This window comes from Pseudomonas chaetocerotis (genome assembly GCF_015712105.2).
Taxonomy (GTDB): Bacteria; Pseudomonadota; Gammaproteobacteria; order Pseudomonadales; family Pseudomonadaceae; genus Aquipseudomonas; species Aquipseudomonas chaetocerotis.
Window position 1 is genome coordinate 70,361 of sequence record NZ_JACFYX020000009.1, and the last position, 15,039, is coordinate 85,399.

The window sequence follows — 15,039 nt, forward strand, 5'->3', positions numbered from 1 at the left end:
AATAACCATGACGCACTCCAATGGCGCCTTGCACGGCCTGCGGGTCATCGATCTCAGCCGGGTTCTTGGCGGCCCTTACTGTTCCCAGGCGCTGGCCGACCACGGCGCCGACGTGATCAAACTGGAACCACCGGGCGGCGATGAAACACGCGGCTGGGGGCCACCCTTCGAGGGCGACAGCGCCTCCTACTTCCGCGGCGTGAATCGCAACAAACAGGGACTGGTGGTCGACCTCGCGCAGCCGGAGGGTATCGCCTTGCTCCTGCAGTTGCTGGAAGAGGCCGACGTACTGATCGAGAACTTCAAGCCGGGCACCCTGAGCCGCTGGGGCATCGGCTATCAGGAGGTGCTGGCCGAGCGTTTCCCGCGTCTGATCCACTGCGCCGTCACCGGCTTTGGCGCCAGCGGCCCGCTGGGTGGACTGCCAGGCTACGACGCGGCAATCCAGGCCATGGCCGGGCTGATGAGCGTCAACGGTGAGGCCGGAGGCGAACCGCTGCGCATCGGTCTGCCCATCGTCGACATGGTCAGCGGGTTGAATGCGCTGGCTGGAATCCTCATGGCCCTGCACGAGCGCCAACGCAGCGGACGCGGTCAGTCCATCGACATCACCCTGTACGACTGTGCCCTCTCCCTGCTACACCCGCACCTGCCCAACCACTTCGCCTCGGGCCAGACACCGCAACGCACCGGCAACGCCCATCCGAACATCGCCCCCTACGACAGTTTCAGCACCGGCAGCACGCCGATATTCCTCGCCGTCGGCAACGACCGTCAGTTCAGCCGCCTCTGCGCGCACCTGGGTGCCGAGGCGCTGCTGCATGACCCGCGCTTCACAGACAACGGCTGTCGCCTGCGCAACCGCCAGGCGCTGAAGAGCGAACTGGAACACTACCTGAGCCCGCATGACGGAGCGCGTCTGGCAGACGCGCTGATCCGCGAAGGCGTGCCCTGCGGCGCCGTGGCTGAGGTCGATCAGGTGGCCCTTCATCCACATACCCGACACCGGCAGATGCTGGTAGCGCACGGCGATTACCGGGGCATCGCCTCGCCGGTAAAACTCTCCCGCACACCGGCGCGCTATCGCAAACCGCCGCCTCGCCTGGGCGAGGACAGCCGTGCGGTACTGACCGGGCTGGGCCTTGCCGACGACGCCATCGATGCCCTGGTTGCGCGCGGTATCGTCCATGACTGAGCCAGCCGCCCTCGTGCACCTGACCCGTCCACTGGCAGGCGTCGCCCTGCTCACGCTGAACCGTCCCGAGGTGCGCAACGCCCTGAATCTGCCGCTGCGTGCCGAACTCGCGCGCGTGGTGGGCAGTTTGGAGGCGTGCGACGAAACCCGCGTCATCATCATCACCGGTGGCAAGCAGGTATTCGCCGCTGGCGCCGATGTCGCGGAACTGGTCGATGCGAGCCCGCTGCAGGTGCAGCAACGCCGGGTGGAGCGCTACTGGCAGGTGCTGGGACGCTGCCGCAAGCCGCTGCTGGCCGCCGTCAACGGCCTGGCGCTGGGCGGCGGCTGCGAGCTGGCCATGCACTGCGACCTGATCATCGCCGGCGCATCGGCCCGCTTCGCCCAGCCGGAAGTCTGCCTGGGCATCATGCCGGGCGCGGGTGGCACCCAACGCTTGTTACGTGCCGTGGGCAAGTTCCAGGCTATGCGCCTGCTCTTGACCGGCTGCAGCGTCGATGCCCGCGAAGCCCTGGCCATCGGACTGGCAAGCGAGGTCGCGGACGAGGCCATCGCCCGTGCCCTACAGCTCGCGAGCGAGCTGGCTGCACTGCCGCCGCTGGCCCTGGAGCAGATCAAGGCGGTGGTGCGCGACGGGGCCGATCTGCCGCTGGAACAGGCGCTGGCACTGGAACGGCACGCCTTCCAATTGCTGTTCGACAGCCACGACCAGAAAGCAGGCATGCGTGCCTTTCTCGACAAACGCACAGCGGAGTACCAGGGCCGATGAACAGCATTGAGAAAGTCGGCATCGTCGGCGCGGGCGCCATGGGTCGAGGCATCGCGCAGGTGGCGGCGCTGGCGGGTTGCTCTGTGCAGCTGTTCGACGCCCGTGAAGGAGCCGCCGACGAAGCCTGCCAGGCCATCGCCGAACAGGTGACGCGCCTTGTGGAAAAAGGCCGGCTCGACGCCCGACAGGCCACGCAAGCACTGGAACGCCTGACAGCCGTCAAGCAGCTCGATGCCCTGGCCGACCGCCACCTGGTGATCGAGGCCATCGTCGAAGACCTGGGCGCCAAACAGGCCCTGTTGCGTGACCTGGAGCAACGGGTCGGCGCGGACACCCTGCTGGCCAGCAACACCTCGTCCCTGTCGATCACCGCCCTCGCTGCGGTGTGCCGCGACCCCGGACGGATAGCCGGGCTGCACTTCTTCAACCCGGTGCCGCTGATGCGCCTGGTGGAAGTGGTCGATGGCCTTGCCACGCGAGCGGACGTGGCACCCCGCCTGGTCGCCCTGGTGCAGCGCCTGGGGCACCAGGCGGTGCGGGCACGGGATACCCCTGGCTTCATCGTCAACCATGCCGGGCGGGCCTACGCCACCGAGGCCCTGCGCATCCTCGCCGAGGACGTAGCCAGCCCGGCGCTGATCGACGCCGTGCTGCGCCAGGCGGCCGGCTTTGCCATGGGCCCCTTCGAGCTACTGGACCTGATCGGCCTGGATGTCAGCCTGCCCGTGATGGAGTCGGTGTACCGACAGTACTACGAGGAGCCGCGCTACCGGCCGCATCCGCTGCTGCGCCAGATGCTTGCCGCCGGCCACCTGGGCCGCAAGAGCGGCCAGGGGTTTCATGCCTACCCGGCAGGTGCACGGCAGGCCCCACGCGTCACCCAGCCGGTGCCCGCTGTCGCAGATATGCCGCCGGTCTGGATGAGCGCCGACGATGCCACCGGCCAGCAGCGTTTGCTGGCGTTGTTGCAGCGCCTGGGGGCGCGAGTCGAGCAGGCTGAGCGGCCCTCAGCGCAGGCGCTGTGCCTGCTCGCACCACTCGGCGATGACGCCAGTCAGGCCGCCGCGCAACGCCAACTGGACCCAAGACGCGTGGTGGCCATCGACACCCTGTGCGATCTGGATCACCAACGCTGCCTGATGCCCACCCCGCTCACCGCGCCGGACTACCTGAATGCAGCCCATGCACTGTGCGCACGCGACGGCGTGAGCGTCGCGGTAATCCGCGACAGCACCGGCTTCATTGTCCAGCGCACGCTGGCCAGTGTCGTCAACCTCGCCTGCGACCTGGCGCAGCAGGGCATCGCCGATGTACTGGACATCGACACCGCCGTACGCATGGGCCTGGGCTATCCACAAGGACCGCTGGCCTGGGGCGATGCACTGGGCGCCGCTCGCCTGCTGCAGATTCTGCAGCGCCTGCACACGCTCAGCGGTGACCCTCGCTATCGTCCCAGCCCTTGGCTGAGGCGCCGCGCCAGCCTGGGTCTCTCTCTGCGCCAAAGTGAAGCCTCAGTGCCTGACGTCATCAGCGTCCCAGAAACCTGAGCACGCTCGACGAGCTGAATCTCAAAACCTCGCGCTACGCTGACGGCGACCACAAAAACGCCGTTTCGCTCGTTGCATCGGTGCAACAGTCCTTTGCCCAAACCCCGGTTTAATTAGCTTGCTAACGAAGCGTATAAACGAACCGCGACATTTCGCCGCATTCGTATTACGAGGAGACAAGCATGAACGTGATCGTACGTGAACGTGACAACGAACATCTTTCCCGTGAAGCCCGTGCCATGGGGATGCTGGTCTGGGACGTGATTCAGAATGGAGAACTGGTGGGTATCTTCCCGTCCCGGGACGAAGCCGATGCCTACCGCGAAGCACTGGAAAACGCGCAGCCGCAAGGATAAGCAGAGGCTGTTGCCGTTTCGATCGAAACGGCAACAGCTTCAGACAAGCGCTCAGCCCAGCGCACTCTGCGCTCTCAATTGAGCCACCGAAGCGACTCCGCAAGCATTCCGTATGACCTGACAATCCCCCGACACCCCGTAACGCAGGCGCCGCCCCCACCGCTGCCAGAAGCGTGAACCTTCAGCTGCGTAGCTCGGCAACTCATGTGGCAATAACAGCTGCGATGCCAGATAGCCGACCTCCACTTCGCAGCACTCGTCACGCCAGGACGAAGTTGGCCGAGCGCCTGTTTCAACATCAGGCCAGAGATCACGACTTTCAGCTTGAATGTTCATCGGCAAGCCCCCCTCACAGATCGAGCACCAGGGGCTGCACGCCATCCTCGCCCTGAGCCGGCACCGCGCAGCAGATCAGCACGTTATCGCCTTCCGGCAACTCGGCTGGCGGGTTCGGGTAATGCACCTGGCCGCTGACCAGGCGCGTCTTGCAGGTGCCGCAGGAACCACCACGGCAACTGAACTCGGGGCTCAGGCCACGGCTCTCGGCCAGTTCCAGCAGACTCCCGCTGTTCGGCGTCCAGCGCGCCTCCTTGCTCGAGGTGGTGAAGTACACCGGTACCGGCTCGGTGGCCGCTGGCGGCTGCACGAAGGTAGTCCCCTGCCCGTCCGTGCGACGCCTCAGCGTCGAGGGGCCGAACGCCTCGGCATGGATGCGCGCGTCGGCAACGTTCAGATCGCGCAGGCCATCGTAGATCGCCTGGGTAAAGGCGGCCGGGCCGCACAGGTAGAAGTCGTAATCGTCGAACGACAGCGCGGCCTTGATCTGCGCCAGTTCGATGCGCCCGTGCTGCTCGTAGTCGCGCCCGAGTACTGCGTCCTGCTCCGGCGCACTGAGTGCACGATGAACGTGCAGCAGACCGTCGGCCCGTTGCACCAGCTCGCGCAGTTCGGCCTGGAACGGCAGGTCGCTCAGAGTCCTGGCGCCCTGGAAAAAATGGATGCGCCTGCCCTGGCCCAACGCCACCTGCTCACGCAGCATCGACAGCAACGGCGTGATGCCGACACCGGCACCGATCAGCACCAGCGGCCGGTTGGTGTCGCTATTAAGGGTGAAGCTGCCCAGCGGCGGACGTACTTCCAGCACATCGCCAACCTGGATCTGCTCGTGCAGGTGCCGCGAGACCAGGCCCTGCGCCTTGACGCTGATACGCAGTTGGCCGTCCGACGGCGCGCTGGACAGGCTGTAGGTGCGCAGCAGGGTGTCGCCGGTGGCGGTGGTGATGCGAATCGGCAGGTGCTGACCGGCAGCGAAGCGCGGTGCAGCGCCCTGCTCCGGCGCCAGCACGAACGAGCGGATATCGGCGCTCTCCTGCTGCTGGTGCTGCACACGCCAGCGCTGCCACTGATTGCGCTGCTCACGCTCGCGCAGGCGCGCATCGGTTTCTGCCCAGGTGCCGGTCATCAGGCTGGTCGGTGCATATTCCTCGAAGTCCCAACGTAGCGAGGCCCCCGCCGGGCGCAGTACCACCTGCTCGACGTCGAAGGTCCACAGTCGCTCGGCGCCTTCGAAGAGGTTGATTAGCGGGCTGTCGAGGATGATCTCGGCGCGGCCAGCCAGTTGCAACACGTCGCCCGAGGTGAAGTCGACGAACAGCAGGCCGGCGCGCGGATTGACGCTGAGGTTGCCCAGGGTGTTGAAGAACAGGTTGCCGGCGTAGTCGGGGATGGTCAGGCGATTGCCCTCCACCCGCACGAAGCCGGCGCGCCCGCCACGGTGGGAAACGTCAACCGAGCGCTGGCCATCGTCGTGCTCGACGTAACTGGCGACGAAAAAGGTGTCGGCGCTGCGTATCATCTCGGTGCTGCGGGCATCCAGTTCGCTCGCATCGAAGCGCTCGACGCCGCGCTCGGGCACACGTCGGTACTGGCGCAACTGGATGTACTGCGGGCAATTGCCGTAGGAGTGCTCCACGGTGATGTCCAGGCGCTGCGCCGAGGCCTGACGGATATGCCCATTGATGCGGTTGCGTCGCCGGGTATGCAGTTCGATGCCAAGCAGGCCGATGGCCTCACTGACACCCAGGCCGGGCGTGGCCGGATCGAGCGGGTCGAGCGCCATGGCGGCGAGGTCGAACGACAGCGTGCGCGGATCGGGCGAAGTGACGAAACCTTCTTCGCCTTCGATCAGCGTGGCCCAGGGTTGACCTGTGCCATCCACGGCAGCGGCGATCATGAAGGGCAGTTGATGGTAAAAGTCGCGATGCTGATCCGGCATGTAGTCACGGATCACCTTCTGCCCGAGCACTTCCATGCGTTCGCCAACACCGACCTTTTCCTGCAGTTGCTTTTCACCGGCATGCCAGGGCGAGTGCCGATGGCTGGGAAGCTGTTGCATGTTCTGCCCTCCTTCAGAGGTGCTGCCGGTGTACCCGGCAGCGTTTGCGTATCAGGCTTGCAGCCCGGCGGCGGTACGCGGCATCGGCACGAAGCCAGGCAATGCCTCGATGCGTGCCAGCCAGGCACGGATGTTCGGATAGGGCTCCAGCGAGACGTTGCCCTCCGGCGCATGAGCGATGTAGGAGTAGTTGGCGACGTCGGCGATGCTCGGCTTGTCGCCGGTGAGGAACGGGGTCTCGCTCAGTTCACCTTCCATCACGGTGAACAGCGCGTGGGCACGGTTGATCACTTCTTCGGTGTTGAACGAGTAGCCGAACACGGTTACCAGGCGCGCCGCAGCCGGGCCGAAAGCCACCGGCCCCGCGGCAACGGACAACCAGCGCTGTACGCGGGCGGCGGCGGCGGGGTCTTGCGGCAGCCAGTCGTCATTGCCGTAGCGCTTGGCCAGGTAGACGAGGATGGCGTTGGAATCGCTGACGATGGTGCCGCCGTCATCGATCGCCGGCACCTGGCCGAAGGGGTTGATGGCCAGGAATTCAGGCGTCTTGTGCTCGCCCTTGGCCAGATCGACGAAGATCAGCTCAGTGGGCAGTTGCAGCAGCGACAGCATGAGCTCGGCGCGGTGGGCGTGGCCGGAGCGAGGGAAGTTGTACAGCTTGATGGCGGGACGGGACATGGCGATGACTCCTTCGAGCGAGGTTGGGTAAGGTCATCGCGAGGTGACTGGCCTTCGCGACGATGGGGCCATATTCGCCCCACCCAATCCAGAGAAGAATCACCAGACAGAACAATCCACTATTTCATTTTTTGCAATTGCCTCACATCAATCCTGAAACGCCGGATGGGCACGCAGACGCGGCACGGCGAAGTCGAGGAAGCTGCGCACCCGCGCCGCCGCCCGGCGCCCTTCGCGGTAATACAGCTGCACCGGCACGGGCGCTGCGGCGAAGTGTTCCAGCACCGCCTGCAACTGCCCACTGTGCAACTCCTGATAGGCCTCGTAGCTCAGGCAGCGAGTCAGGCCAAAACCGGCGAGCGCCGCGCGGATCGCTGCCTGAGGCGTGCTGCACGTCAGCCGCGGCGAAAGCTTCACCGCGCCGTCCGCAAAGCGCCATTCCCCTGCATGGCCGGTCGAAGAACGAGCGATGGTGCGGTGCGCGTGCAAGGCCTGCGGGCTGGCCGGCCAACCCCAGCGCTGCAGATAGGCCGGCGCCGCGCAGACCAGCGGTCGCGCCCACCCCAAGGGCACGGCAAAGCCGGACGAACTGGGCAGATGGCCAACCACCACGGCCAGGTCGATGCCCTCCTCCAACAGCCTCGGCGGCTCTTCGCGCGCCAGGGTGGCCAGGCTCACCTCGGGAAATTCCGCCAGGTAGTCGACGGCGATGGGGGTCAGCACCTGATGCGTCATCAGCAACGGCAGGGCCAGATTGAGCTGTCCGGCGGGGCTGGTGTGCAAACCGGTCACAGAGCGCTCGGCCTCCTCCACCCGCTGCAGGATGCGCTGGCAGCTCTCGGCGAACGCCGCACCCGCCGCGCTCAGGCTCACACCGCGTGGCCCGCGCAGCAGCAAGGTGCTGTCCAGGCGGCTCTCCAGTGCAGCCACGGTCCGCATCACCGTGGCCTGGGACAGCTGCAACTGCCGAGCAGCGGCCGCCAGGCTCCTCGCCCGGGCCACGGCGAGAAACACCTGCATCTCGCGGTGAGCGTTCATGAAACCGGCGCTGCACCGGCCGCACGCAACGCCGGGTCGGCACGAAAACTGGCAGCGCAGTGGTCGACGAAGGTACGCACCTTGGCCGAGACCTGGCGACCGCCCTGGTGAATGATGTGCACCGGCAAGGCCGGCGGTTCGAACGCCTCGAGCACCAGCTCGATCTCGCCACGCGCCACTGCGGCAGCCACCTGGTAGGACAGCACGCGGGTATAGCCCCACCCCAGGCGCGCCACGCTGATTGCCGCCTGGTTGGAGCTGACAGTGAAGCGTGGCTGCGGCATGAAGCCGAACGGGCCGTCCGCGCCGACGAACTGCCAGTGCGACAGCAGGGTGCTGGCGCTGGACATGACGATGGGCGCAGCGCGCAACTCATCCGGGTGGCGCGGGCGCCCGACACGGTCGAGAAAGGCTGGCGAGGCGCACACCACCGAGCGGATCTGCCCGACCTGCAACGCCGGGTGATCGCCCTCGGGCAACGAGCCGATGCGCACGGCCACGTCGATGCCCTCCTCCATCATGTTCACCACGCGGTCGACCAGCAGCGCATTGACCTCCACGTCCGGGTGGGTGTCGAGGTACTGGGCAATGCGCGGAATCAGAAACAGCTCGCCGAACATCACCGGCGCCGTCACGGTGAGCCGCCCGCGTGGTCGTACACTGCCTCCGGCGGCCAGCTCCTCGGCCTCTTCCAGTTCCAGCAGAATGCGCCGGCAGTCCTCGACATAGCGCTGGCCGGCCTCGGTCAGACGCAGGCTGCGGGTACTGCGCGCCAGCAGCAGCGTGCCGAGACGTGCCTCCAGCGCCGCGACGGCACGGGTCACGCTGGGCGGCGAGATGCCCAGCAGCTTGGCGCCACCGGCGAAGCTCTCGGCTTCGGTCACCGCCAGCAGCACCCTCATTTCCTGAAACCGATCCATCGTCACCGCCTGCTTTTCTGTTGCATCGGCACAGAGTAACCACACGCCGGTCCGCTGTCAGGACTCAAGCCCGACCACGGCACGAAGCCACTCCCTGAGCCACGATCCATCAGGCAGAAGACAGGCTAGGAGTGGATCTGCACATGCTCTGGCTGCACCAGCAGCGCCCTGCGCCGGGTGAGCAGACGGAAAGCACCACACAACAGCAGCAGGAAGGGCACTCCGAACACCAGCGTCATGTGGAAGTCCGGCACGAACGCCGTGGTAACGAGAATCGCCGCCATCAAGGCGAAACCGAGCAGCGTGGCCCAGGGAAAACCCCACATGCGAAACGACAGGTTCAGGCCTCCATTGCGTTCGTGGTAGCGACGAAAACGGTAATGGGTGAGGAAGATCATCATCCAGGCGAACAGCGCACCGAAGATGGAAATAGCCATCATCAGCACGAAGGACTCTTCGGGAAAGATCAGGTTGACCAGCGTCGCCAGCGCGATACCGGTACATGACAGCGCCAGGGCGTAAACCGGAATCCCGTTGGACGCCAGACGCCCCATGATGCGCGGCGCATGACCGGCACGGGCGAGGCTGAACATCATGCGGGTGGTGGTATAGAGCTGACTGTTCATGGCCGACAACGCGGCCACGAGGATGACGAAGTTGATCAGCCCCGTGGCACCCGGAATGCCCACCTGCTGCATGACCGTGACGAACGGGCTCTGCGCGCCCTGCCCCGACTGGTTCCACGGCACCATGGCGAGAATCAGCGCCAGAGTCAGAATGTAGAACACCAGCAGACGCACCATGGTCACGCGAAACGCACGCTTGACCGCCACCTCCGGCTGTTCGGCCTCGCCTGCGGCAACGGCAATCATCTCGATGCTCAGGTAGCTGAAGATGGAGATGATCACCGCGATCCACACGCCACTGAAGCCGTTGGGCATGAAGCCACCGTGTTCCTGATAATGGTGGAAGCCGTAGGCCGGGTCCGCACTGCCGAACACCAGCCAGGCGCCGAGCAGGATGAAAGCGACGATGGCGCTGATCTTGATCGCCGAAAAGCCGTACTCGAAATGACCGAACGCCTTGACGCTGAGCGCATTGGTCACCACCAGAGCGGACGAGAACAGCACGATCCACACCCAACTGGCCACCTCGGGAAACCAGTGTTTCATGTACACCGCGATGGCCGTTACCTCGGTGCCCACCGCCAGGACGATGGCCGCCCAGTAGGCGTAGCGCACCAGAAAGCCTGCAAGCGGGCTGATGTAGAACTCGGCATAGGCGCCGAAGGAGCCGGAAGTGGGATGGGCCACGGTCATTTCCGCCAGGCAGCCCATCAGCAGCAGGGCGATCAACGCACCAATGGCGTAGCTGACCAGCACGCCGGGGCCGGCAAAGCCGATGGCATAGCTGCTGCCCATGAACAGGCCGGTACCGATGGCACCGCCAATGGCGATCATGGCCATCTGTGCAGCCGTGAGTTGGCGCTTGAGTCCCTGCTCTCGCGCCGTGATTGCGGCGAATCCTGTCTTGTCGTTCATCGTATGCCTCGAAAGTCTTGTCGTTATGGCGGGGCGTCAGAGCAGTTGCAGTGGGTAGTCGATGATCACGCGTACTTCGTTGTTGTCGGCGCTGTCGGCCAGCCCGACCTGGCCGGTCGAGCGGATGCTGGCCTGACGCACGCGGATCGACAGGTCGCGGGCCCTGCCCTGTTGCACCACGTAGCCCAGCTCGATGTCGCGCTCCCAGCGTTTGCCATGCTCGCCATAGCGCTGGTAGACGCTGCGGGTGGAACGGTGACTGTCGTCGATGTGGTCGCCGCGGATGTAGCGCGTCATGAAGCTCAGGCCGGGCACACCGAACGGGGCCAGATCGAGGTCGTAACGCAGTTGCCAGGAACGCTCGTTGGGCGCGTTGAAGTCCAGGACCTGCACCGAGTTGGCCAGGTAGATGGAGGTGCCGGACTGCCGGTCGAAGCCCAGGTAGTCGAACGGTTCGTTGCCGTCGACGCGCTGATGCGCCAGGGTCAGGCCATGGGCGCCGTAGCGGTAGCTCAGCGCCAGCGAGGCCGTGCGGTTATCGATGGGGCCGGCGCGGCGCTGGCCCTGGTCACGGGTACGATACAGGTTGAAGTCGAGGGTCAGGCTCTGCTGCGCAGCGAGCGGCCACTGGTGACTCACGCCGAGGTAGTCCTGGCGCCAGATGTCCTCGAAGCGCGAGGCGTAGACCGACAGCGTGGTGGCGTCGTTGGGCGTCCAGCTTGCGCCCAGGTAGTCGACGCGCCGCGTCTCGACCTGAGCGAACAGCGCCTTGAGGGCGCCGTCACGGTTGGTCGAATTGCCATCGGTGGCCGAGGTGAAGTGCCCGGCCTCGAGCAGCAGATCGGACACCTCGCGGCTGCTCAGGGAAAAACCCTGTGGCATGGGTGCGAACAGGCGCGCATTGCCGGTGCCGAACACCGGGTTGATCAGCAACTGGTCGCCATATTTCAACTCAGTGAGGCCGACGCGCATGCGCACCGCAGCACCGGCCTTGGCGTGGTGATCTTCGGGGCGCCCGCGCGAATCGATGGGCAGCAGATCGGTACCGGTGCGGGCCCGGCTGCTGTCGAGTTTGAGGCCCAGACTGGCATAGGCATCCAGCCCGAAGCCGACGGTGCCCTCGGTGTAGCCGGAACGGTAATCCAGCGTCAGTCCATGCGCCCATTCTTCACGGTAGTTCTGGCCACCGGGGTTGTTCAGCAGGTTGCGGTGAAAATAGAAATTACGCTGGTTGAGGCTCAGCTGGCCGTCTTCGACAAAGCCATCGGCAGCCTCATCGGCCAGCAGCACAGGGCTGTACATAGCCGCCAGCAGCACGGCAGGCAGCGTTAATCGTGGAAGGTTCATCTCATCACCTTTTGTTGTGGTTATGGCTGAGAGTCGGAGGTGGCGCCCTTGCGGGCGCTTGAGGGGTGAATAGGCTGTCAGGTCACCTGTTTGCGGGTCATGAAGCGCTCCTGTCGCCAGGTTTCGTTGTCGAGGATCTCGCCCAGGGTTTCAGCCGCATCCCAGACATCCACGAAGCGCGTGTACAGCGGCGTGAAACCGAAGCGCATGATGCGCGGCTCACGGTAATCGCCGACCACACCGCGCTCGATCAGTGCCTGAATCACCGCGTAGCCTTCCGGGTGCTCGAAGCTGACGTGGCTGCCGCGACGCGCGTGCTCCAGCGGTGTCACCAGTTCCAGCGGGTGCTGGCCGCAACGCGCCTGCACGCGCTCGATGAACAGATCGGTCAGGGCCAGCGACTTGGCACGCAGTGCCTGCATGTCGGTGCGGGCGAAAATCTCCAGGCCACACTCGATCATCGCCAGCGAGGTGATCGGTTGCGTCCCGCACAGGTAGCGACCGATGCCAGGTGCCGGCTCGTAACGCGTCTCCATGCCGAACTGGCGGGCATGTCCCCACCAACCCGACAGCGGCTGCCAGACCAGTTCGCGCAGGGCCGGTGCGACCCAGACGAACGCGGGCGAACCCGGCCCACCGTTGAGGTACTTGTAGGTGCAGCCAATGGCGTAGTCGGCGTTGGCCGCCTTGAGATCGATCGGCACCGCACCGGCGGAATGACACAGGTCCCAGATGGTCAGCGCGCCACATTCGTGGGCATGTGCGGTCAACGCCTGCATGTCGTACAGGTAGCCGGTCTTGTAGTTGACCTGCGTAATCAGTGCCACCGCCGTATCACTGCCGATAGCCGCCGGAAACGCTTCGGGCCGATCAACAAGACGCAGGCTGTAGCCCTGCTGTAGCAAATCCGCCAGCCCCTCGACCATGTAGATGTCGGTGGGGAAGTTGCTGCGCTCGGTGACAATGACCTTGCGCGACGGATCACGCTCGGCCTGCACGCGCAAGGCTGCCACCAGCACCTTGAACAGGTTGATGGACGTGGTATCGGTAATCACCACTTCGTCGTCGTCGGCACCGATCAGACGCGCCAACTGGTTGCCCAGGCGCTCCGGCAGCGCACGCCAACCGGCTTCGTTCCAACTGCCAATCAGGCCATTGCCCCACTCCTCGGCCACCACCTGATTCGCGCGTTCCAGCGCTGCGCGCGGACGCGCACCGAGGGAGTTGCCATCCAGGTAAATCATGCCCTCTGGCAGGGCGAAGGCGTCACGCAGCGGCGCCAGGGGATCACGGGCATCGCGCTCAAGGCAGGCGTGTCTTGTCGTTGTCATGGTCGGCTCCTAAGTCGACAGGCGACGCAGCACGGCACGCACCGGGCTGGCATCGAGATCAGTGAATTTCAGTGGCAGGGCGATCAGCTCGTAATCACCCGGTTCGACCGCATCGAGCAGCAACCCTTCGAGAATCGCCAGGCCGTGGGCAGCCACGGCGTGATGCGCATCGAGGGTCTTGCTCGTTTGCGGGTCGAGCGAGGGGGTGTCCGTACCCACCAGGCACACGCCATGGCGAGCCAGCAGAGCAATGGACGACGCGGCGATGGCGGCGAAGGTATCCGGCCAGCGATCCAGAGGTGCCTGCACGTGAGTACGGATCAGCACCCGGGGCGGTACGTCGGCGAGATGGGCTTCGAGGTGATGGGGCTGTACCAAGCCATCATGCGCCAGGCAATGAATGACGCGGCAAGGCCCCAAATAAGGCGCCAGGGAGACAGCACCGATGGCGACACCGTCGCGCTGATAGTGCAAGGGGGCATCGGCGTGCGCACCGGTATGCGGTGACAACGTGATGCGTCCGACATTCACCGGGCAGTGCTCGTCAAGACGCCAGCAGGCGTGCTGCTGAAACGGCGTATCACCGGGCCAGACCGGTGTGCTGCTGTTCAGGGGTGGGCTGATATCCCAGAGTTGCGGGGCGTCGCGCATGATCCTTTCCTCCCAAGGCTGAAAGGATGATGCTGCAAGAAGACCTGAATTATCGTGCTATCTTTGTTCCATAATCGGCGCATCACCGCAGATAATTCTGCTTTTACATCAAATCAAGGAATTTAATTCGAATGACGCTCGACAGTATCGATCTGCGCATTCTCCATTGCCTGCAACAGAACGGACGTATCAGCAATCAGGAGCTGGCCGAGCGGGTGGCCCTGTCGCCTTCGGCCTGCCTGCGGCGCCTGCGCAATCTGGAGGACAGCGGCGTCATTCGTGGTTACCGTCCGGTACTGGACAGCGAGCGCCTGGGCATCGAGCTGGAGGCGCTGGTGCATGTGTCCATGCGCCAGGATGAGGACGACTGGCACGAGCGCTTCGTCGAGCAGCTTCAGGGCTGGCCGGAAGTGGTCAGCGCCTACATCGTCACCGGCGCCAGCAACTACGTGCTCAGGGTGCAAGCACGCAACCTCAAGCAGTTCTCCGACTTCATCGTCATGCGCCTGAACCGCGCCCACGGCGTGACCGACATTCGTTCGGAAATCATCCTGCAAAAGGTCAAGGACAGCGCCGCCAGCCTCGACCTGCTGCGCTACTGACGCACGGACTCAACGCCGACTCAAGGCCAGGCGCGCCGCAAACAGAACGAAGATCAGCCCCGTACTGCGATCCATCCACTTGATCACCACCTCGCGCCGCAGCCAGCGACCGAGCGGCTGGGTGGCACCGATCAGCAGCAGTGCCCAGACCAGGCTGAGCGCGACATGGATACCCACCAGGGCGAATGTCCAGGTGATCAGCGGCTGCCCGTGCGGAATGAACTGCGGCAGGAAGGAGACGTAGAAAATCCCCACCTTGGGATTGAGCACGTTACCCAGCAGACCGCGCAGGAACCAGTTGGCATCGGTCGTGCCGCTCGATTGTGCGGGCGCCAGTGAGGTGCGCGGGCGCAGCAGCATGTTCAGCCCGAGCCAGGCCAGGTAAGCCGCGCCGCAATACTTGAGCAGGTTGTAGCCCAATTCGGAAACCGCCAGCAGCGCCCCCAGACCGAAGGCCACCGCCGCGCCCCAGAGCAAGCAGCCGGCATTGATGCCCAGCGCTGCGCGAAACGCCTGCTGCCGGCCCTCGACTGCGGCAGTGCGCAGCACCAGCGCTGTATCGATCCCTGGCGTCAGGGTCAGCAGCGTGGCCGCCAGAGTGAAGGCGATCAGGTTTTCGGCAAAGGGCATCGGCAGGCGCTCCGTCAACAGGGCAGAGCGCGAGTATAA

14 protein-coding genes are annotated in these 15,039 nt (G+C 65.1%); 5 read left to right on the forward strand and 9 right to left on the reverse strand.

Annotation, left to right across the window (positions count from 1 at the left end):
* Positions 1 to 7 precede the first annotated feature (7 nt).
* From H3221_RS16800 to H3221_RS16815, 4 genes are all read left to right on the forward strand, one after another.
* On the forward strand, positions 8 to 1,195 hold the full coding sequence (locus H3221_RS16800; RefSeq protein WP_196476505.1) for a CaiB/BaiF CoA transferase family protein: 1,188 nt from the start codon (positions 8 to 10) through the stop codon (positions 1,193 to 1,195).
* Positions 1,188 to 1,964, forward strand: a complete 777-nt coding sequence (locus H3221_RS16805) for an enoyl-CoA hydratase-related protein (RefSeq protein ID WP_196476506.1) — start codon at positions 1,188 to 1,190, stop codon at positions 1,962 to 1,964. Before H3221_RS16800 ends, H3221_RS16805 begins: the two co-directional genes overlap by 8 nt.
* The gene (locus tag H3221_RS16810; RefSeq protein ID WP_196476507.1) at positions 1,961 to 3,511 is read left to right on the forward strand and encodes a 3-hydroxyacyl-CoA dehydrogenase; all 1,551 of its coding nucleotides are present in this window, start codon (positions 1,961 to 1,963) and stop codon (positions 3,509 to 3,511) included. The genes H3221_RS16805 and H3221_RS16810 overlap by 4 nt, the downstream gene beginning before the upstream one ends.
* A gap of 182 nt (positions 3,512 to 3,693) precedes the next feature.
* Positions 3,694 to 3,867 (forward strand): hypothetical protein, encoded by a 174-nt coding sequence (locus tag H3221_RS16815; RefSeq protein WP_196476508.1) that lies wholly within the window; start codon positions 3,694 to 3,696, stop codon positions 3,865 to 3,867.
* 349 nt (positions 3,868 to 4,216) lie between these two features.
* Here H3221_RS16815 and H3221_RS16820 read toward each other — a convergent pair whose 3' ends face one another.
* The 8 genes from H3221_RS16820 to kynB form a co-directional block, all read right to left on the reverse strand.
* Positions 4,217 to 6,262 (reverse strand): pyridoxamine 5'-phosphate oxidase family protein, encoded by a 2,046-nt coding sequence (locus H3221_RS16820; RefSeq protein ID WP_196476509.1) that lies wholly within the window; start codon positions 6,260 to 6,262, stop codon positions 4,217 to 4,219.
* A gap of 51 nt (positions 6,263 to 6,313) precedes the next feature.
* On the reverse strand, positions 6,314 to 6,940 hold the full coding sequence (locus tag H3221_RS16825) for a glutathione S-transferase family protein (protein ID WP_196476510.1): 627 nt from the start codon (positions 6,938 to 6,940) through the stop codon (positions 6,314 to 6,316).
* Between the two features lie 147 nt (positions 6,941 to 7,087).
* Entirely contained in the window at positions 7,088 to 7,978 is an 891-nt protein-coding gene (locus H3221_RS16830) for a LysR substrate-binding domain-containing protein (RefSeq protein WP_196476511.1), read from the reverse strand.
* On the reverse strand, positions 7,975 to 8,898 hold the full coding sequence (locus tag H3221_RS16835; protein WP_196476512.1) for a LysR family transcriptional regulator: 924 nt from the start codon (positions 8,896 to 8,898) through the stop codon (positions 7,975 to 7,977). The genes H3221_RS16830 and H3221_RS16835 overlap by 4 nt, the downstream gene beginning before the upstream one ends.
* 125 nt (positions 8,899 to 9,023) lie before the next feature.
* The gene (locus tag H3221_RS16840) at positions 9,024 to 10,439 is read right to left on the reverse strand and encodes an amino acid permease (RefSeq protein ID WP_196476513.1); all 1,416 of its coding nucleotides are present in this window, start codon (positions 10,437 to 10,439) and stop codon (positions 9,024 to 9,026) included.
* A 36-nt stretch (positions 10,440 to 10,475) separates the two neighbouring features.
* Positions 10,476 to 11,741, reverse strand: coding sequence for an OprD family porin (locus H3221_RS16845; RefSeq protein WP_224490668.1), 1,266 nt, complete (start codon positions 11,739 to 11,741; stop codon positions 10,476 to 10,478).
* Positions 11,742 to 11,863: 122 nt separating this feature from the next.
* Positions 11,864 to 13,117, reverse strand: a complete 1,254-nt coding sequence (gene kynU, locus H3221_RS16850) for a kynureninase (protein WP_196476515.1) — start codon at positions 13,115 to 13,117, stop codon at positions 11,864 to 11,866.
* A gap of 9 nt (positions 13,118 to 13,126) precedes the next feature.
* Positions 13,127 to 13,768 (reverse strand): arylformamidase, encoded by a 642-nt coding sequence (gene kynB, locus H3221_RS16855; protein WP_196476516.1) that lies wholly within the window; start codon positions 13,766 to 13,768, stop codon positions 13,127 to 13,129.
* A gap of 131 nt (positions 13,769 to 13,899) precedes the next feature.
* Here kynB and H3221_RS16860 point away from each other — a divergent pair, with 131 nt between their 5' ends.
* Positions 13,900 to 14,370, forward strand: a complete 471-nt coding sequence (locus H3221_RS16860) for an Lrp/AsnC family transcriptional regulator (RefSeq protein WP_196476517.1) — start codon at positions 13,900 to 13,902, stop codon at positions 14,368 to 14,370.
* 9 nt (positions 14,371 to 14,379) lie between these two features.
* Here the strand turns inward: H3221_RS16860 and H3221_RS16865 are convergent, their stop codons facing one another.
* Positions 14,380 to 15,000: a LysE family translocator gene (locus tag H3221_RS16865; RefSeq protein WP_196476518.1), complete on the reverse strand. Its 621-nt coding sequence runs from the start codon at positions 14,998 to 15,000 to the stop codon at positions 14,380 to 14,382.
* Positions 15,001 to 15,039 lie beyond the last annotated feature (39 nt).